Source organism: Microthrixaceae bacterium, from assembly GCA_016702505.1.
Lineage (GTDB): Bacteria > Actinomycetota > Acidimicrobiia > Acidimicrobiales > Iamiaceae > Aquihabitans.
Genome location: JADJDU010000001.1, coordinates 168,167 through 185,922, shown reverse-complemented (window position 1 = coordinate 185,922; position 17,756 = coordinate 168,167). Strand labels below are relative to the sequence as shown.

Here is a 17,756-nt window from a genome sequence, read left to right as displayed (position 1 = left end):
GGTCAGCGCCCGGTGAAACGGGCGTGGCCGGGACCGTGCTCCAAGAAGGCGGCCACGCCGATCTTGGCGTCAGCAGTACCGAAGACCTCTACGAATCGTTCCTGTTCAAAGGCCAGGCCCGATTCCAGATCGGTTTCCAAACCAGAGTCGATGGCGGCTTTCGCCAGTCCCTGAGCCACCACCGCACCCTGGGCGAACGACCCGGCCCATGCCAGCGCTTCGTCCATGAGGGCTTCGGGTTCGACCACACGGTCGGCGAGACCCATGGCCAAAGCTTCCTTGGCGCCGACCTGACGCCCGCTGAGGATCAGGTCCTTGGCTCGGGCCGGCCCCACCAGACGGGCCAGGCGTTGGGTTCCGCCACCACCGGGGATGATGCCGAGCAGGATCTCGGGCTGGCCAAATCGGGCCCTGGAGGACGCCAAGCGAAAATCACAGGCCAGGGCCAGTTCGCAGCCGCCGCCGAGAGCGAAGCCCGAAACCGCGGCGATCGTGGCCCGGGGGATGGCAGCCACCGCGTTCAGCGCCTCCAGGAACAGTCCGCCGATCTCGGCCGCTTCGGTGGGCCCGCCGAACTCGGAGATGTCGGCTCCTGCCGCAAACACCCGATCACCCCCCGTGACTACGACGGCTCCCGGAGGCTCGGCGGTCAGTTGACGTGCCGCCGCCGCCAGTTGGCGCAGCAACTCCGAGGAAAGGGCGTTCACCTTGGGGGTTGTCGAGGCGCAGCACGGCAACTTCGTCGTCTCGACGTTCGATGGTGACCAAGGGTTGAGACATGGCCATCGACCCTAGGTTTCGCCTCCACCGATTGGAAAGCCCACCGATGGAACCCTGTCAGGGGCTGAACTTCGGCGGGGCCGAAGTCGCAGCCGCCTATCCCATCGCCGTCCCCGTCGATTCCCCGTTGGACGCCATTTATGGCCAGGACCGTCGTGTCACAAAGCGGATCGCCCAGGGGGATGACATCTATCCCCGACGACCCCGACGACAGGTCGGCGGGTGAGGGGATCATCGCGGGGCAGGAGCTCCCGATCATGTACCCGTGGGAGATCACCGGCCCTGGGCCGCCGCAGGCCGGGAGGGCTGTGACCAGGTTGATCTCCATCCCCGTAGCTGCCGCGTGCGTCTCACCCGTCGCCAGTGTGGACACCGCGACGCCCCATCTGTAGCCCTGGAGGATGGCGGTGTTGGTGACTACGACCTTTCCGGCGTTGGCTAGGACGGCTACTCCGGCCGTGGTCAGCTTGCTGTTCGACACCACAACACTCCCCCCTTCCCGAACCATGAGGGGGTTCGTGCCCGCATAGGCGGGTACGTCATAGACGAACAGCAAGGAGTGGTCCACGGCCGCCGAGCCGCTCACGTCAAGCGCCAGCGCACCCGCCTCGCCCTCGACGCCACCCGACAACCAGTCGATGCTCAAATGGCCACCGGCCGCCACCGTGATCCGCATCGGACTGACGATCGTGCCGCCCGGGGTACCGAGGATGCTCACGTCGCCGGTGATCGTCGGGTCGAAGCCTCCATAGGTTCCAGCGGGGACCATCACGTCGGCACCGTCCGCCGCGGTGTTGGCCTCATCAAGTGCGGCTTGAAGCGTGCACGCCCCACCCGCCGCGGCTGAGGTGCACGCTCCGTCACCCGGGTTGTCGTCCGCTCCGTTGGTCTGAGTGGCGACGACCAACTGAAGGCGAGCCGGCAAGGGCTCGCACGCCGCCATCGCCAGCAGGGCGACCGACGCCACGGCGATCATTGCAACCCGCATAAACACGCCGCTGCTGCTCTCACGAGTCATCGCGGGTTCACGGGTTTCTCGACCAAGGCACTCCGCTCCTCGCAAAGATCTGATCGACCCAAACATCCTCCGGAGCCTAGGGGCGAGGACCTCGACCGTCCACGGCTTGAAGGACCACGTCTGCTGCTGACCAGGGATCCAAGGTTCCGTCCTCGACCTGGGCCTCCAGCGAGCGTCGCCCGGCCGCACCGATCATCTGGTCGGCGCGGGCACGGATGCGCTGTTCGACGATGAGGGTCAACTCGTCGCGCAGACGGGTGCGGCGGCGCTGTTGCAGTCCGCCCACCGTCTCCAGGTGGGACCGGTGGGCGGTGATGGCGTCCCACACCTCGCCCGCCCCATCTCCGGTGGTCCCGACCGCGGAGACGACCGGAGGCCGCCAGCCGCTGGGACCGGGTCCGGTGAGATCCAACATCGACTCCAGGTCGCGCCGGGTGAGGTCGGCTCCGGGCCGGTCTGCCTTGTTGATCACGAAAACGTCGGCGATCTCCATGAGCCCGGCCTTGTTGGCCTGTACCCGATCACCCCATCCGGGATTCACGACCACGACGGTGGTGTCGGCGGTCCCGGCCACCTCGACCTCGACCTGGCCGACGCCCACGGTTTCGATCAGGACCCACGGGAACCCGGCCACGTCCAGAACCCGCACCGCTTCGGGGGTGGCCAAGGCCAAGCCCCCGAGATGGCCACGAGTGGCCATCGAGCGGATGAACACGCCCTCGTCGAGCGCATGTTCGGACATCCTCACCCGGTCTCCCAGGATGGCGCCCCCCGTGTATGGAGAGGACGGGTCGATGGCCAAGATGGCGATTCGTTCTCCCCGTTTCCGGACCGCGGCCACCACCGCACTGGTCAGCGTCGACTTCCCGGCCCCTGGGGCCCCGGTCAGACCCACCGTGTAGGCCGAACCGGCCAACGGGTACACCCGACGTCCGACCTGGTGAGCGGATCGCCCACGCCGCTCCACAACTGACAGCAGGCGGGCCAGCGCGCCGCGGTCACCGGACCGGGCCGCATCGACCAGATCAGTGGGGTCGAGAAGGTCCGGGTCAGCCATGGGGATCGACGGTAACGCCGGTCAGAGTGAGACGGGGGACTCCGCCGGGGCCACGCCGTACTGCTCCACCGCGGTGACGCCCGGAACCCGGTCCTTGAGGATCCGCTCGACCCCGGCCTTGAGGGTGACCGTCGATGCCGGGCAGGAAACGCAAGCCCCGGTCAACTCGACGGTGACCACTCCCGTCTCAACGTCGACGCCCCGAAGGAAGATGTCGCCACCGTCGGCTTGGATGGCCGGGCGGATCACCTCGAGGGTGCGACGAACCTGATCTTCCACGGGTCTCCTTTTCGAACTCGACCATTCTCGCGTGCCCAGACCGAGGCAGGAAACCCACACCGAATCGACGGTGGGCGCTGGTTCAGCGCTCTGCCAGAGATTCGCGGTTGTGGAAAGCTCACCCGGCTGCCACCGACCAGGGGGTCGACGACCGGAGAGGACGCAACCAGTTCGCGATGTCGATCACCGAGCGAACCCTCAACGTGGACGACCACGAACTGGCGTCGATGCGCCTACCCCTCGATGACATGGTCCTCGAGGAGCCGATCGGTCCCGATGTCTGGCGCTGCGCCGAAGGGCCCTTCGACCGCTACGAACGGCGACTGAGGGTGGAACCCGACGGCGATGGTCGCCACCGGGTCACCGAGACGGTCGAATGGGAGCTGGCCATCCCGGTGTGGGGCGCCATGTTCAGACCCCTGGTCCGGCGTTACATCACCAACCGTGACCACCGGATCGACGAGGCAGGACAACCGGTAGGTGGATCTCCACCTTGGTGGTCACCACCAGACCGGCTGGACGCCAGGGCCACAGCCATGGTCGCCCGCCTGTGCACCCTGTCCATGGTGGTGGGCTACCTCGGCACTCTCCTCACCCAGACCATCACCTTTGCGTCGGACCAGTTCCACGCGTCCACCAGCTCGCAAGGCCTGACCCTGGCCAGTGCCCGCGCCGGCGTGCTGCTCTCCCTAGTCATCATGACGATCGCCGACCGCCGAGGCCGACAACGCCTGCTGGTGGTGTGCACCATTTCGGGCATCCTGGCGGCTTCTCTCGGGGCGTTGGCCCCAACCTGACCACCCTCGGAGCGACGCAGTTCCTGACCAGGTCGTTCTCCACCGCCCTTGCCCTTCTCATCGCGGTCGTCGCCGCCGAGGAGATGCCTGCAGGCGGAAGGGCCTACGCCGCCAGCGTGGTCGCCATGACCACCGCGCTGGGCGCGGGCGGCGCTGTGCTCCTCCTCCCCCTCGCCGACCTTCACCCCGGGGCGTGGAGGATTCTCTACGTCGCGCCCCTCCTTGCCCTTCCGACCTTTGCCAGGCTGGCGGGACGAGTGCCCGAGAGCCGGCGCTTCATGCGTCCCCACGCCCGGGTCACCATGAAAGGACACCGAGGACGCCTGACCTTGCTCGGGGCCTCGACGTTCTTCGGTGTGATGTTCCTGGCCCCCGTCACCCAGTTCCAGAACGAGTTCCTCCGCGAGGAGCGCGGTTTCTCGGCTCTGGCCATCACCATCTTCACCATCTGCACCAACACCCCTGCCGGGATCGGAGTGGTGGTCGGAGGTCGACTGGCTGATCAGAGGGGCAGGAAAGTGGTCGGAGCGGTCGGCACCCTTGGAGGAGCGGTGCTGTTAGCCGCCGCCTTCCACGCCTCGGGGATCTGGCTGTGGTTGGCGTGGGTCGTGGGGGGCGTGATCGGTGCCATGACCGTTCCAGCCCTGGCCGTGTACGGCCCTGAACTGTTCCCCACCGCGCTGCGAGGCCGGGCCAACGGGATCATCTCGCTCACCGGTGTGATCGGGGCGGCCATCGGTTTGTTCGCCGCCGGGTGGATGTCGGACCGGTACGGAAGCATCGCTCCGGGTCTGACCGTGTTGGCCGCCGGTCCCTTGGTGGTGACCGTTCTGGTACTCACCCTCTACCCCGAGACCGCACATCTCGAGTTGGAGGAGCTCAACCCCGAAGACGCCGCCTTCCTCCGCCCCAGCGGCTGAACGGCGAGTTGGCCTGACTCCGTCGGAAGGCTCTGCCGTTCGGCGGAACCGGCCTTAGGAGGCGAGCGGAGGCGAGCCGACCCATAAGTACGGCATGGTTAAACCGAGGCGAAGCCTCGGTCTGGTCAACCTGGTAGCGACGACGACCGGACCTATCCGCTAGGACCCTTAGAGGGCCTTGACCCATGCGTCGACCACGGCGCAGATCTCGTCATCGGCGCCCTTGACGTCGTGGCGACCGCCGGCGATCCAGTGGTGGGTGACGGGACCGGCGATCGCCGCGGTCGCCGCCTCCAGCTCTTCAGGCGTGCCGAAGGGGTCCCGGTCACCTCCCACGAACAGGCAGGGCACTTCGATGTCGGGGAAGTGCTCGGTTCGCAGGCGTTCAGGCTTGCCAGGGGGATGGAGTGGATAGCTGAGCAACACCAGACCAGCTGCGGGAAGTCCTTCGGCCACGGCCATCGAACACATCCGTCCCCCCATGGATCGACCACCCAGCACCAGCCGTTGGAGAGCCACCCCGGCACGGCGGCAGAAGGTGTCGGCATCGCTGAACAAAGAAGCGATCAGCTTCGGGGCCCGATCGGGGGCCTTTCGACCTTCCTTGCGGTAGGGAAAATCAACTCTGGTAACCGGGAGCGGACCGAGGGCTTCTTCCAGAGCGACCAGGGTGTGGTGGGTTCGGTCGCTGCCGGCTCCGGGGGTCAACAGCACTCCCCCCGCCGCACCGATTTCGGGCCTCATCGGTTGGCCCCCAGCAGGATCCGCCGGGCCTCGCTCAATTCGGCGATCCGCACCGCAGCACGAGCAGCCTCGCCGCCGTGGTCGGGGTGTGCCGCTCTGAGAAGCTCCCGGAACCTCTGTTGAACCACGTCTCGTTCCGTCGACGCTGGATCGAGCTCGAATACCTCGAGCGCCCACGCCAACGGGTCTCGACCTCCGAGGGTGGCCCAGCCGGCCGTGCCTCGGGCATCGCTGAGGTGGGCTATCAGTCGCGGTCCGACCGGGCCCTGCCACCTCACCGCCCGCCGGATCGCTCGCATCACTCCGGGCCGGTGGTCGGCATCGATGCGGGCAGCGGCGTACACGGCGGCCAACACGTTGGGGGTCGGAGCCCCCTTCAGGTCGAGGTCGAAGTGCAGCTCCTCGCCATCGCCTACCAGACGATGCCGGAAGACCGTCAGCCCCACCCGGTCTTCTTGGAAGCGATGTCGCAGGCGAGGCTGAGGAAGTCGGTTCCCGACCTCGATGTCGCGGGTCAGAGCGAGAAGGTCACCCGTCAGGTCCGGGTCGACCTCGTCGATGAAGCTGGCAACAACGCCACCGAGGAGCAAACCACCGAAACCCGGGCTGGGGGAGGTGGGGAGAACCGTCGCCCCCAGAGCAACTCGGCGGGTGGGCGCGATCGGCCGGGAGTGGAAAACCTCCAGCTCAGCCATCAGCATCGGGCCACGCTAGTGGTGGCCGCGCCGAGCCCCGCCGGCATGGAGTTCGGCTGCCGAAAGGAACAACCCCCCATCGCCGACCCGTCGGGTCATGCGCCTGGCTCAGATCCAACCCTGGACCAACTGGCGCAGCTCAGCGGCGGTTCGGCTGATCTGCTGGGTCCAGGTGGGCACATCGGCGTCGTCAGCGTCAGACCGATCACCGTCACCGCTCTCTGCGAGGGTGACCCGATCCGGGGCGGGACCGCCCTGTTCGTCGTCTGGGTCACCATCGACGGTCGAGGGGTCCACCGCTACCAATCCCACCAACGCCTCCAAGTCTTCACCCAATGCGTCCCAATCAGAAGACGAGAACCCGTAGGGAACCCCAAGGGCACCGATGACCTTCACCACCTCCGCGAGTTGTGATGCGAGCTTGGCGTCGTGCGGATCGGGGACCAGGCGGTCCAGGACCAGGTAGAGATCCGAAAGCGCCTCGTTGGCGGCCAATCCGTCGCTGTCGCCAGGACCCTCGTCGTCGAGGGCCGATGACAGCAGTCGGTCGATCAGATCGGCCGCCACGGACTCGTCCTCGAGCGACACCAACAAATCGCCTTCGTCGCTCCAGGAGTGGGCGATTCCGCTAGCGATGAGCATCGCATCGAGGTCCGACGCGGTACCGGCATCGAGGTCCTCGATCTCGAAGGCCACCTGCTCTTCCACGTCGGACAGGTCACCAACGTCGCGACCCTCGAGCGCGGCGATCAACGCATCCACCTCCTCTTCGTATTCTGCTGGCACGACCAGAGTCCCCGCCTCCCACACCCGTCGGACCCCGGCGTGATCGAGCATCCCTTCCAACGACACCTTGAGCTGGTTGCCCCAACTGTCGAGCTCATAGGCGATCTGATCCCCCCTGCCCAGCATTTCACCGACGACCAGCCCGGGCTCTTCGCCCTGGGCACCGCCAGGGACCGCGGGGGGAACGTCATCTTGGAGGACGACGTCGCAGGTGATGCATCGGCGCACCGATGCCACGTACTGGGATCCACATTGTGGGCAACTCCGGGTGGCCATGGCGGAAGCTTGGCACGATCACCCGGTCCTCGGACCTCCGGGTCACCGAGTGCTTCCGGTGCGGCTCCACCACCGGCAATAGAATCCCCAGATGCCCGACAAGCAGGTCCCCACCCGAAACCTGGCCATGGAACTGGTCCGGGTCACCGAAGCCGCTGCCCTCGCCGCCTCCCGCTGGGTAGGCCGGGGCGACAAAGAAGGCGCAGATGGCGCCGCGGTGGACGCCATGAGGCTGGTGTTGGGAACGGTGCCCATGGACGGCGTGGTGATCATCGGTGAGGGCGAGAAGGACGAAGCCCCGATGTTGTACAACGGCGAGCGCATCGGGGACGGCACACCCCCCGCGGCCGATATCGCTGTCGACCCGATCGACGGCACCACCCTCACCTCGTTGGGGCGTGGAAACGCCATCGCCGTCATCGCCGTGTCCGAGCGCGGCACCATGTACGACCCCGGGCCCTGCGTGTACATGGAAAAGATCGCCGCAGGCCCCGAGGCCGCTGGCGCCATCGACATCACCGCCACCCCCACCGAGAACCTGAGCGCGGTGGCCAAGGCACTGGGCAAGCGGGTCACCGAGGTCACGGCCGTGGTCCTCGATCGCCCCCGCCACGAGGAGCTGATCGGCGAGATCCGCCAAGCCGGGGCTCGGATCCTGCTCATCCCCGACGGGGACGTGGCCGGTGCCATCGCCACCGCATGGCCCGACTCTGGTGCCGACATCATGTTCGGTGTGGGTGGCACTCCCGAGGGTGTCATCGCCGCTGCCGCCCTCAAGTCCATGGGCGGTGCCATCCAGGGCCGGCTGTGGCCCCGCAACGATCAGGAGCGCCAGGCCACCATCGACGCCGGGTACGACCTCTCCGAGGTGCTCGACGAGGACCGGCTGGTGGCCGGCGACAACTGCTTCTTCGCCGCCACCGGCATCACCGACGGAGAGCTCCTCAAGGGCGTCCGCTACACGAGCCGCGGCGCCTTCACCCAGTCCCTGGTCATGCGGTCGAAGTCTGGCACCGTTCGCCTCGTCGAGGCTCAGCACCAGCTCGGCAAACTCGAAGAGTTCTCCAGCATCGAGTTCAGCTGATCGCCGATCCGGGCCCGGGCACCGGTGAGGTACCTCAGGGCTGAGCCGCCGAGTCGCGTAGCGCTCTGCTTCGCAATGGTGGTCCTGCCGGTGGTGGCCTACGCGGCACAGATGTTCGCCCATCTGGGGTCGCCCCGTCTCGACGGCGACTACGCGGTGCTCGAGGCTTGGACCAGATCGGCCCTGGACCTCGATGCTCTGGTAGGCCCGTACTCGCGCTACCGCTGGAACCATCCTGGCCCCGCCGCCTTCTACTTGTGGGGTCCGCTCTTTGCCGCGACGGGCCAGAGCGCCTCGGGGCTGGCCGTCACCACCCTGGCAATGAACCTGTCTGCCATGGTGGGGATCGCCGCGGTCATGTGGCGTTCCGGAGGCGAGCGGTCCCTTATCGCCGCCAGTGGCGCGCTGGTCTGGTTCGTGGCCGCCGCCGGACCAACCTGGTTCGACGACCCGTGGAACCCGGTCATCGTGGTGTTGCCGACCGCTCTTGCGCTAGCCGCGGCCGCCGCCGTTGTGAGCGGACGCCCTCTCCAGATCGTCACCGTCGCGGCTGCGGCCAGCCTCGCCGTCCAGTCCCACATCGGTACCGTCACGCCGCTGGCTCCCGCCCTGTTCGTCACCGTGGTGTTCGGGCTCCGAGGCGTCCTGGTCGACAGGTCACGGTGGTTGGGCCCAGTGCTGGCTGCCCTCGGCGTCGCCGCAGTGATGTGGGCGCCACCGATCTACCAGCAACTCACCACGTCACCCGGCAACTTGGGATTGATCACCAACGATCTAGGCGAGGACCGTGGCAGTCATTCTGTTGCCGAGGTGATCGACGCGTCGATAGCCCAGTTCACCCTGTCAGATCGTGACCTGATGCAGCGTTCCCTGGGACGCAGCACCTCCGATGTCGGTTCTGGCCCTCTCAGGGTGACCGCCTTGGCCGGTGGTGGGAACGGTCCTGGTGCTCGGATTCGGGTCGCTGCGTCGGGTGGTGAACGGACGGGTCGGGCCATGGTGGCGGGTAGATGTGCCGCTCTCGGTCGCGCTATCTCTCGTCGGTGTTCTCTCCTGCGGATCGGCGGTGATCGGCTTCATCCAGGTCAAGGGACCGTTGTCGGGTTATCTCACCCTCACTGCGTTGTCGGTGGGGCTTGTGTTGTTCATGGCCCTGGCCATGCTCCTCATGGACCAAGCCGATCGGGCTCTACGGCTCGGGCCGGAGGGTCCATCGCGCCCTTCATCGCCCCCATCCAGCGAGACCCGCGTCCGCCCCTGGGCCAGGAGCCTGTCGACCATGGCCCTTGGTGTCCCGGCGCTGGTGTCCGCGGGTATTACCGTCGCCGTGGTGTGGAACATGCCCTCCACGCTGCACGCCAACCGGGCTTCCGTGGCCACCGATGCCGAGTTGGAAGCCTTGACCGCCCAGCTACCAGCTCGGGACCAGCCCGTCAGCGTGACCATCGTCGACCTGGAGGCGTGGCCGACCGCAGCCCTGATCCTCAACCAGCTCGAGCGGGAAGGGTGGACGGTCACCACCACCGACGACTTTCTGTTCATGTTCGGCGATCAGCGTCGCCGTACCGGCTGTGAGACGGTCCGAGTCGAGGTCCGCACCGTTGGCGGTTCACGATCCCCCGCTCCCACGTCGGTAGCGGTTGGGCGGGTCGGTGCTGCCGAAGTCGTGGTGACGGCCTTGCCTGATCTCCCCGGCTGCTGAGGCTCCGAAGAGGCGCGACCTTGGACGCTCTGTTCGGGTAACCACCAGCTTGGCCCCTTGGTTCAGGAGTAGCCGATCCAGGCCCCTTGGGTGGCCTCGACGATCGATGGATCTAGAACGGTCGACGGTCGGACAGTCACCCGTTCCCGGGCCACGTCGGGCGGGAACACCTGTGCGGCCCGCAGTACCTCGGCGGTCAGGAACCTCATGGGGAGTCGACCGTCGACCACCGGAACCGGACGAAGCGGATCGGTCAGGGCAACTCCCGCGCCCAGAGGAGTTGCCAGGTGGAACCCCCAGTCACCGAAGCTCGGAACGTCGACGTGGTAGGGGGTGGGGGCCCAGCCCGCAGCTTCGAGGGTGACTTCACAGGTCCAGAAGGCTTCGGGAGCAAAGAACGGGGATCCGCACTGTACGGCCATGGCCCCGCCCGGGTTGAGCAGGTCCCGGACCAGCCCGTAGAGCTCGGTCGAATACAGCCGGCCGAGGGCCAAGGTGTCTGGGTCGGGGAAGTCGGCGATCACCGCGTCGAAGCGAGGACCTCCGGCTCCACCGTTGGCCCGAACCCAGGTGAATGCATCGGCGTTGACCACCTCGACACGGTCGTCGTTGCATGCGTCCTGGTTGAGTGCCCGAAGCTCGGGCACCTCGGTTGCCACTGCCGTCACCTCGGGGTCGAGTTCCACCAGGGTGACATGGCGAACGCTTCGGTGGCGCAACACCTCCCTAACCGCCACGCAGTCTCCACCGCCCAGGACCAGGACCCGCTCGGCCGAGGTGGCCGACACCACGGGATGAACCAGTGATTCGTGGTACCGGTGGGAGTCCACGCTGGACACCTGAAGATCACCGTCGAGGAACAGCCTCGTGTCCACCGTTCCACCGGGATGGACACGTTTGGTGACGATGATCTCCTGGAAGGCGCTCTCCCGGCGATCCACGATCGGATCCCGGTACAGGCGTTGACGCCCGTTGTCGGTCACCCGGTCGGCACTCGATGCCACCGCGATCAGACCGATCGACGCCGTGACGATGATCGCCACCACGGGCAAGGCTCGACGGGTGGGCACGATGACGGCCACCGCTGCGGCCATGGCCACGTTCACCACCGCGACCAGGATCGTTCCGTGGACCAAGCCGATCCACGGTCGAACCACGAACGCGAATGCCACGGCACCAACCAGGGCTCCGAAGTAGTCAGCGGCAGTGAACGCGGCCACGACCGTCGACGCGCGCTGTTCAGCCAGACGGTCGTTGAGAGCAGCGAGCAGTGGCATCTCGGCCCCAATGCACAAGCCGAGCACGAAGGCGACCGCTAGCAGCGGCCCCCAGAAGGCGTCGAGTGTGGCCCACGACCAGTAGAGGAACGGCGCGGCGGCCGCACCGAGAACGGCCAGAAGGCTCTCCACCCCCACGAACGCGACCACGGGACGGTTGGCCAGCCTTCCACCGGTCGTGGCCCCCACCCCCATCCCGAACATGGCCGCTCCCAGCACCACCGCATTGGCCCGCTCGGTGGAACCCACCGTGACCGTCCCGAGAAGCATCAGCGCCAGTTCGTAGGCAACTCCGGCACCGGCGATGATCGCCGCCACGCCCAACAGCATCCAGCGACGGCGCCGCAGACTCAGATCGGTGACGTGATCGGGGAACGACGGTGCGGAGCTCGGTCTCGCCTCTGGTCCGCCGTCGTCGGAGGTCGTCACCTAAGAGAGCGAGGCGGCGATGACCAGCGCCACCGCGATCTCCGATCCGACGGCGACCACGGCTGCAGGATCGAACTCCTTTTCGTTGACGAGATGTCGCAGCTTCACCGGAAGCGCGGCATCGAGTAGCAGGAAGACCAGTGACGAGGCAACGATGCCGGTGACCCCGTACAGCGCGGCTTGGACCAGCCCCTCGTCGAGGGCATCAGGGGCGGACAGGACCGCACCGCAGACGATGATCCCCACCGCGGTGAGCTTGCCTGCAACCAGCAGCGCGGCGTTCAGGTTGTCCGATACCTGGTCACGCAGGCTGCCGGGCGTGAGCACGTCGACCACGACGAAACCGATGATCATGATGGCCAAGGACACCCCCAGCCATGCGGCGATGGGACCTAGGTCGTTGATGAAGTCTTCCACTGCTTCTCCTGTCTCCCACTACTTGCCCGACCCGGAGCCACCGCCCCGGAATCCGTTACCGGTGTCGGAACCTCCGTTGTTGGACCCGCCGCCCCCCGAGTATCCGCCCATCCGAGTACCCCATCCGGTGCTGGCCAGCAGGACGCCAGAGTGGCGACGGTAAGCCCGGTCGTTGTCCTTGTAGAGCACGACCTCGGATTTGCCGTTCAGCTCGGAAACCCAAACAGTCCCAGACGGGTAGAGCAGGTACTGGTCGGTTCCACCGCTGGCGCGCTCATCGGGCCGAGCCTTGGCCGCGATCACGTCGGCGACCTCGGCAGTCGATCCGGTGGACTCCCAGAATCCATCGGCCCCGCTCACGTCGAGCCCCGCCGGAGCCGTGGTGAGCTTGGTGAGCGAGGGCAGACCGTTGAGCTCCTTGGCCAGGTCCGGCCCCTTCCCCGACTTCGAACAGGCCGCGCCGACAAGGCCCAGCGTCACCGCCAAGACCACGACTGCGGCCAGGGTCCTGCACCGTGGAGCAGACATCAGGCGACCTCCTGCAGTTCGAGGGCCGAGGTGGTGACGATCATGTGGGGATCTACTCCCGGGTATAGATGCCATGAGCTCCATGCCAACGAGTGCTGATCTGAGGTGTCGAGCACTAGCCCGGTGAGGGCATCGGGGTGGCCGGGAAACCCCACCACCAACGAGCCGGGGCGCCCACTGATCGCTCTCAGCATTCGAGCCCCGTCTTCGAGCTCGCTCTGTCCGGTGATCTTGCGCCCGGCGAAGCAATAGGTGCCATGGGCAATGGTCTGGCGGTACGAGGATGGCAGGCGGTCGGGGGAGACCAGCGTGGATACCGGGTCTCCTCCGTTCCGGCAAGCAACGGTCTCGACAATCGCCTCCGAGCCGCCATAGGTCACCGTGACCCGGTGTGAGGCAGCCAACGCCTCGAGCACGACTGTGATCGACGGTCCCAGGCGAATGTGGCTCGTTGCCACCGCGGGCAGGAGGTTGGGCCCCAAGTGGAGGCGCAGCGCGTCACCCAACACATCGACCGACGCGATATCTACCGTTTGGAGGCTCATGAGGTGGTGAAATGGGCCGACGGTCGATCCCGCCAGGCATCGACTGGATTCTACGCACAGGGCGAGAGGGAACATCACGATGGGTGTCGGGGACCGCTTGTTGGGTGACCTTCGCCGGCTGCTCGACGACGACGACATCAAGATGGACACCGAGGCACCAGGCTGGCTGGTGGGGCTGCGCTTCATGTACGAGATGGCGCTTCTGATCGCGGCGGTGGCGTCGGCGTGGCTACTCCTGCGTCGCGGAACGACCGCCAACACCATGAGCTGGGTGATCTGGGCATGGTTCGCGCTCGACTACTCGGTACGGGTATACGTCGCCAACGACAGGGCCGACTATGTCCGGCGTCATCGGCTGGAGCTCGTCGCCGCCCTACCCCTCGACCTGGTGAGACCGGCCCGCCTGCTGCGACTGCTGCGCCCACTCGCCATGATGGTCCGGGCCACCAAAGGCCTCCGAGACGTCCTCGGATTGACCGGCATCAGATTGATCGCCGCGGTGGGGGTCACGGTCGTCTGTGTCGGTGGAGCTCTTCTCCCCCGCCTCGACCCTGGCGTGGCCGCGTCGTTCGGCGATGGGTTGTGGTGGGCGGTCGTCACCACCACGACCGTGGGTTACGGCGACATCTCGCCGACCACCACCGGTGGCCGGGTGCTGGCCGCCGTGTTGATGATCGCCGGGATTGGAATGCTCGGTGCTCTCACCGGAGAGGTGGCCGAACGGTTCCTGGCCCAGCGGACCGCCAGTGCCGACACCTCTGGTGACGCGGAGGTGGATCACATCCGTACCCGGCTGCTGAGCTGGGCCACTCTTTCCGGCACTGAACGGCGTCAGCTTGCGGCCGTGCTCCACACGCTGGCCCACGCCGAGCACCATTCCGTCCAATCAGATCCGCCTGACCAACACCCCACCGGAGGATGAACCAATGGGCCTCTTCAACCGAAACCGCACCTCAGAACTGGAGGCGGTAGCCAACGCCCCGGTCGGAGCCAGCGTCCGTGTCGACGGCATCGATGCGGTCATCGCCGGCACCATCGTCTTCGAGAACGCCGGCGACCGCTGGGTCGAACACTGCTTGGCTGTAGGGGACGGTCGTCAGATCTGGGTGTCGATCGAGAACTTCGACACCACGGTTGCCACGCGATGGGAAGCGATCGATGCCGCCGCGGTCACCGGTGGACCCGACGCCAACCGGTGCGGATACTCCAGCACCGCATTCACCCGCTCCGAGTCCGGTACGGCGTCGTTCGTCTCCAAGGGGGAGACCGGTTGCAGCCCGAACGGCTCGGTGGACTTCGTCGACTTCAGCGCCACCGACGGCAGCCGGCTGGGATTCGAGCGCTTCGGGGAGGTCGGTGCCCGTCGGCGATCAATCGCCGTGTCCGGCAACTGCCCCAACTGTGGCGCCGGGCTCACCGTCGACCCCCACGGCCGCTGTGTCCACTGTGGCGCGGCCGCCACGGTCGACGAGGGTCAATGGGGTGATTGGGAGGTCCGCTTGGGCACAGACGTGACGAAGTCGATCACGCTGTCCTGAAGCTGCCGGACGGCTTACTCGGGGACGACGCCAGCGATCTCGAGACGTACCTCGGCCCGACGGAGGGCCACGACCGCTTCAGCGTCCCCGGGGTTGTCGGCCAACGCCTTGCGAGCGACCGCTCGGGCCGCGGTGGCCCGGTCGATGTCGACCTGGTCGACCCCCTCGGCCACGTCGGACAATACCGACACCTCGTCACCGGAGATCTCCACGAACCCACCGTGAACGGCGAAGTACAGATCTGATCCCTGAGCGGGGCGAACGGTGACCTTGCAGACCTCGAGGGCCCCCACGAACGGAGCATGCCCGGTGAGGAAGCTGATGTCGCCGCCCTCTACGGTACGAGCGGTGACCATCTCGGCCTCGCCCGCCCACAAGATGCGCTCGGGCGACACCAGTTGGACCTGAAGGGTCACGTCACTCCCCCGCAGACTTGCGGAGCTCGGCAGCCTTGGCTCGGGCCGCTTCGGCGCCGCCCACGTTCAAGAAGGCCTGCTCGGGCAGGTCGTCGAGATCACCGTTGACGAGCTGCTCGAAGGAGTCGACGGTCTCCTCGACGGGCGTGGTCACACCGGGCAGACCGGTGAACACCTCGGCCACGTACATGGGCTGGGACAGGAAGCGCTGGACCTTCCGGGCCCGGGAAACCACGACCTTGTCCTCTTCGGAAAGCTCATCGAGACCGAGGATGGCGATGATGTCCTGGAGCTCCTTGTAGCGCTGGAGCACCTGCTGGACCTTGCGAGCCACGTTGTAGTGGCGGTCGCCGACGATCTCGGGGGCGAGGATGGTGGAGCTGGACGCCAGAGGATCCACAGCCGGGTAGATGCCGAGCGCTGCGATGTCGCGGCTCAACTCGGTGGTGCCGTCGAAGTGGGTGAACGACGTGAACGGCGCCGGGTCGGTGTAGTCATCCGCGGGTACGTACACGGCCTGAAGGGAGGTGATGGAGCGGCCCCGGGTCGAGGTGATGCGCTCCTGGAGCACACCCATCTCGTCGGCCAGGGTGGGCTGGTAGCCCACGGCTGACGGCATGCGGCCGAGGAGGGTGGAAACCTCCGAGCCGGCCTGGGTGAAACGGAAGATGTTGTCCACGAACAACAGCACGTCCTGCTGTTGGACATCACGGAAGTACTCGGCCATGGTCAGCGCCGACAGCGCGACCCGAAGGCGCACACCCGGGGGCTCGTCCATCTGGCCGAAGCACAGGGCCGCCTTTTCGAGCACGCCCGACTCACCCATCTCCAAGAAGAGGTCGGTACCTTCGCGGGTGCGCTCGCCTACGCCGGCGAACACCGATACGCCACCGTGGTTCTGGGCCACACGGCGGATCATCTCGGTGATGAGAACGGTCTTGCCCACGCCCGCACCGCCGAACAGGCCGATCTTGCCACCCTGCTTGTAGGGGGTGAGGAGGTCGATGACCTTGATGCCGGTCTCGAACATGATGGCCGAGGGCTCGAGGGTGTCGAAGTCGGGGGCGGGGCGGTGGATCTCCCACCGATCCGCAACCTCACCTAGTTCTTCCGACGAGATGTCGAGCGGCTCACCGATCACGTTGAACACGTGACCGAGGACCTTGTCACCCACCGGGACGGTGATTCCGGCACCGGTGTTACGCACAGCGGTGCCGCGGCGAAGGCCGTCGGTCGGCTTCAGGCAGATGGCCCGCACCCGGTTGTCGCCGATCTGCTGGGCGACCTCGGCCCTCACCTCGTTGGGCTTGCCGTCGACCTCGATGGTCATGGACAGGCACGAGTTGATCTCGGGGATCGAGTCCGAAGGGAACTCGACGTCTACCACCGGGCCGGCGACGGTCACGACCCGGCCGTCCTTGCGCTGGATCGCGGGCTCGTTGGTGATGGTCATGACTGGTCTCCTGCGGCAAAGTGGAGGGGGCGGGCGGGCTCGCCGGTGGTACCGGTACGGGCGGGGAATACGTCGTCGACATTGACCTGGTCGACGAGCAGGTCGGATCCGTCGGTGGCGGCCTGGCGCAAGGCCTCGGCGCCGCCGACGATCTCCATGATCTCGGTGGTGATGGCGTCCTGGCGGGCCCGGTTCATGACCCGGCTCAGCTTGACGATCATCTCTTCGGCGTTTTCGGTCGCCGACTTCATGGCCCGCTGACGGGCGGCGTGCTCGGACGCCGCGGCGTCGAGCATGGCGGCGTAGAGACGGGCCTCGGCGTAGCGGGGTAGCAAGCGTTCGAGGATGGCATCGGGGCCGGGCTCGAATTCGTAATCTGCCGACGGTCCGGCCTCGGCGCTGTCGCCATCGGTCATGGCCGACGTGTCGAGCGGCATGTAGCGCACGATCTCGGCGGACTGGCTACCCATGGTGATGAAACGGGTGTAGGCGATGTGGACTTCGGAGTACTCACCGGAATCGAAGCGCTCGGCCACGTACCGAGCCACCTCGCGAGCGTCCTCATAAGTCGGGTTGTCACTGAACCCGGTGAAGCTGGCCGCGATCTCGTGACCTCGGAAGCGGAAGTAGCCGGTCGGCTTCTTGCCGACCGTGATCAGAGCGGTCGAGCGTCCGGCAGCCTCGTCGGCGGCCATGGCCCGCTCCGCACCACGGATCACCGCCGAGTTGTAGCCACCGGCCAGGCCGCGGTCGGCAGCAACCACCACGTAGGCGATGGTCGAGATCTCTTCCCTGGCGTTGAGCAGAGGCGAATCTCCACCAGCACCAGCCGCGGCCAGGTTGCGGATCACACCGGTGATCCGATCGGCGTAGGGGCGAGCCGCCTGGACCCGCTCCTGAGCCTTGGCGATCCGGCTAGCTGAGATCAGCTCCATCGCCTTGGTGATCTTCTTGGTCGACTGAACGGACTTGATCCTCCGTCGGAGGGCCCGCTCCTTACCACCGGCCATGGGTG

The 17,756-nt window shown here is 66.8% G+C and carries 20 protein-coding genes; 6 read left to right on the top strand and 14 right to left on the bottom strand.

What is annotated here, in order from left to right; genetic code table 11:
- Window positions 1–2: 2 nt before the first annotated feature.
- From IPG97_00885 to IPG97_00870, 4 genes are all read right to left on the bottom strand, one after another.
- The gene (locus IPG97_00885; GenBank protein MBK6855147.1) at window positions 3–737 is read right to left on the bottom strand and encodes an enoyl-CoA hydratase/isomerase family protein; all 735 of its coding nucleotides are present in this window, start codon (window positions 735–737) and stop codon (window positions 3–5) included.
- Window positions 704–1,798 carry a hypothetical protein gene (locus IPG97_00880; protein ID MBK6855146.1) on the bottom strand — a complete coding sequence of 365 codons (1,095 nt, stop codon included), beginning with the start codon at window positions 1,796–1,798 and terminating at the stop codon, window positions 704–706. Before IPG97_00880 ends, IPG97_00885 begins: the two co-directional genes overlap by 34 nt.
- 76 nt (window positions 1,799–1,874) lie before the next feature.
- Window positions 1,875–2,855, bottom strand: a complete 981-nt coding sequence (meaB, locus tag IPG97_00875) for a methylmalonyl Co-A mutase-associated GTPase MeaB (protein MBK6855145.1) — start codon at window positions 2,853–2,855, stop codon at window positions 1,875–1,877.
- Between the two features lie 21 nt (window positions 2,856–2,876).
- Complete coding sequence (locus IPG97_00870; protein ID MBK6855144.1) at window positions 2,877–3,134, bottom strand: NifU family protein; 258 nt, start codon at window positions 3,132–3,134, stop codon at window positions 2,877–2,879.
- Window positions 3,135–3,310: 176 nt separating this feature from the next.
- On the opposite strand from IPG97_00870, the gene IPG97_00865 reads away from it, so the two are divergent.
- Both IPG97_00865 and IPG97_00860 read left to right on the top strand, forming a co-directional pair.
- Entirely contained in the window at window positions 3,311–3,931 is a 621-nt protein-coding gene (locus IPG97_00865; GenBank protein MBK6855143.1) for a hypothetical protein, read from the top strand.
- Window positions 3,877–4,851, top strand: coding sequence for an MFS transporter (locus IPG97_00860; protein MBK6855142.1), 975 nt, complete (start codon window positions 3,877–3,879; stop codon window positions 4,849–4,851). The genes IPG97_00865 and IPG97_00860 overlap by 55 nt, the downstream gene beginning before the upstream one ends.
- Before the next feature lie 168 nt (window positions 4,852–5,019).
- On the opposite strand, the gene IPG97_00855 is transcribed toward IPG97_00860, so the two are convergent.
- The 3 genes from IPG97_00855 to IPG97_00845 form a co-directional block, all read right to left on the bottom strand.
- On the bottom strand, window positions 5,020–5,595 hold the full coding sequence (locus tag IPG97_00855) for a dienelactone hydrolase (protein ID MBK6855141.1): 576 nt from the start codon (window positions 5,593–5,595) through the stop codon (window positions 5,020–5,022).
- Window positions 5,592–6,296: a J domain-containing protein gene (locus tag IPG97_00850; GenBank protein MBK6855140.1), complete on the bottom strand. Its 705-nt coding sequence runs from the start codon at window positions 6,294–6,296 to the stop codon at window positions 5,592–5,594. The genes IPG97_00855 and IPG97_00850 overlap by 4 nt, the downstream gene beginning before the upstream one ends.
- A gap of 102 nt (window positions 6,297–6,398) precedes the next feature.
- Window positions 6,399–7,352, bottom strand: coding sequence for a hypothetical protein (locus IPG97_00845; GenBank protein ID MBK6855139.1), 954 nt, complete (start codon window positions 7,350–7,352; stop codon window positions 6,399–6,401).
- 91 nt (window positions 7,353–7,443) lie between these two features.
- Here IPG97_00845 and glpX point away from each other — a divergent pair, with 91 nt between their 5' ends.
- Together glpX and IPG97_00835 are read left to right on the top strand one after the other, a co-directional pair.
- Window positions 7,444–8,436 (top strand): class II fructose-bisphosphatase, encoded by a 993-nt coding sequence (gene glpX, locus IPG97_00840; protein ID MBK6855138.1) that lies wholly within the window; start codon window positions 7,444–7,446, stop codon window positions 8,434–8,436.
- A gap of 931 nt (window positions 8,437–9,367) precedes the next feature.
- Window positions 9,368–10,138 (top strand): hypothetical protein, encoded by a 771-nt coding sequence (locus IPG97_00835; GenBank protein MBK6855137.1) that lies wholly within the window; start codon window positions 9,368–9,370, stop codon window positions 10,136–10,138.
- Window positions 10,139–10,200: 62 nt separating this feature from the next.
- Here the strand turns inward: IPG97_00835 and IPG97_00830 are convergent, their stop codons facing one another.
- Genes IPG97_00830 through IPG97_00815 form a run of 4 tightly spaced genes read right to left on the bottom strand, consistent with a single transcriptional unit; the run spans window position 10,201 to window position 13,334 of the window.
- Window positions 10,201–11,844: a polyamine aminopropyltransferase gene (locus IPG97_00830; GenBank protein ID MBK6855136.1), complete on the bottom strand. Its 1,644-nt coding sequence runs from the start codon at window positions 11,842–11,844 to the stop codon at window positions 10,201–10,203.
- A complete protein-coding gene (locus IPG97_00825) occupies window positions 11,845–12,261 on the bottom strand; it encodes a DUF350 domain-containing protein (GenBank protein MBK6855135.1) in 417 nt (138 codons plus the stop codon).
- Window positions 12,262–12,279: 18 nt separating this feature from the next.
- Window positions 12,280–12,789 carry a DUF4247 domain-containing protein gene (locus tag IPG97_00820; protein MBK6855134.1) on the bottom strand — a complete coding sequence of 170 codons (510 nt, stop codon included), beginning with the start codon at window positions 12,787–12,789 and terminating at the stop codon, window positions 12,280–12,282.
- The gene (locus tag IPG97_00815; protein ID MBK6855133.1) at window positions 12,789–13,334 is read right to left on the bottom strand and encodes a DUF2617 family protein; all 546 of its coding nucleotides are present in this window, start codon (window positions 13,332–13,334) and stop codon (window positions 12,789–12,791) included. Before IPG97_00815 ends, IPG97_00820 begins: the two co-directional genes overlap by 1 nt.
- A 79-nt stretch (window positions 13,335–13,413) precedes the next feature.
- Between IPG97_00815 and IPG97_00810 the strand changes: the two genes are divergently transcribed.
- Both IPG97_00810 and IPG97_00805 read left to right on the top strand, forming a co-directional pair.
- Complete coding sequence (locus IPG97_00810; GenBank protein ID MBK6855132.1) at window positions 13,414–14,256, top strand: two pore domain potassium channel family protein; 843 nt, start codon at window positions 13,414–13,416, stop codon at window positions 14,254–14,256.
- A 4-nt stretch (window positions 14,257–14,260) separates the two neighbouring features.
- A complete protein-coding gene (locus IPG97_00805) occupies window positions 14,261–14,872 on the top strand; it encodes a DUF4178 domain-containing protein (GenBank protein MBK6855131.1) in 612 nt (203 codons plus the stop codon).
- Between the two features lie 14 nt (window positions 14,873–14,886).
- Here IPG97_00805 and IPG97_00800 read toward each other — a convergent pair whose 3' ends face one another.
- From IPG97_00800 to IPG97_00790, 3 genes are read right to left on the bottom strand one after another with little or no spacing between them, the layout of a single operon-like run.
- The gene (locus IPG97_00800; protein MBK6855130.1) at window positions 14,887–15,288 is read right to left on the bottom strand and encodes a F0F1 ATP synthase subunit epsilon; all 402 of its coding nucleotides are present in this window, start codon (window positions 15,286–15,288) and stop codon (window positions 14,887–14,889) included.
- A 1-nt stretch (window position 15,289) separates the two neighbouring features.
- On the bottom strand, window positions 15,290–16,741 hold the full coding sequence (gene atpD / locus IPG97_00795) for a F0F1 ATP synthase subunit beta (GenBank protein ID MBK6855129.1): 1,452 nt from the start codon (window positions 16,739–16,741) through the stop codon (window positions 15,290–15,292).
- Entirely contained in the window at window positions 16,738–17,751 is a 1,014-nt protein-coding gene (locus tag IPG97_00790; protein MBK6855128.1) for a F0F1 ATP synthase subunit gamma, read from the bottom strand. The genes atpD and IPG97_00790 overlap by 4 nt, the downstream gene beginning before the upstream one ends.
- Window positions 17,752–17,756: the final 5 nt, after the last annotated feature.

Coding starts and splice junctions, on each gene's coding strand:
- atpD (MBK6855129.1), bottom strand. CDS start 16,741: ATGACCATCACCAACGAGCCCGCGATCCAGCGCAAGGACGGCCGGGTC.
- glpX (MBK6855138.1), top strand. CDS start 7,444: ATGCCCGACAAGCAGGTCCCCACCCGAAACCTGGCCATGGAACTGGTC.
- IPG97_00845 (MBK6855139.1), bottom strand. CDS start 7,352: ATGGCCACCCGGAGTTGCCCACAATGTGGATCCCAGTACGTGGCATCG.
- IPG97_00790 (MBK6855128.1), bottom strand. CDS start 17,751: ATGGCCGGTGGTAAGGAGCGGGCCCTCCGACGGAGGATCAAGTCCGTT.
- IPG97_00855 (MBK6855141.1), bottom strand. CDS start 5,595: ATGAGGCCCGAAATCGGTGCGGCGGGGGGAGTGCTGTTGACCCCCGGA.
- IPG97_00810 (MBK6855132.1), top strand. CDS start 13,414: ATGGGTGTCGGGGACCGCTTGTTGGGTGACCTTCGCCGGCTGCTCGAC.
- IPG97_00880 (MBK6855146.1), bottom strand. CDS start 1,798: ATGACTCGTGAGAGCAGCAGCGGCGTGTTTATGCGGGTTGCAATGATC.
- IPG97_00865 (MBK6855143.1), top strand. CDS start 3,311: ATGTCGATCACCGAGCGAACCCTCAACGTGGACGACCACGAACTGGCG.
- IPG97_00805 (MBK6855131.1), top strand. CDS start 14,261: ATGGGCCTCTTCAACCGAAACCGCACCTCAGAACTGGAGGCGGTAGCC.
- IPG97_00820 (MBK6855134.1), bottom strand. CDS start 12,789: ATGTCTGCTCCACGGTGCAGGACCCTGGCCGCAGTCGTGGTCTTGGCG.
- IPG97_00850 (MBK6855140.1), bottom strand. CDS start 6,296: ATGCTGATGGCTGAGCTGGAGGTTTTCCACTCCCGGCCGATCGCGCCC.
- IPG97_00815 (MBK6855133.1), bottom strand. CDS start 13,334: ATGAGCCTCCAAACGGTAGATATCGCGTCGGTCGATGTGTTGGGTGAC.
- meaB (MBK6855145.1), bottom strand. CDS start 2,855: ATGGCTGACCCGGACCTTCTCGACCCCACTGATCTGGTCGATGCGGCC.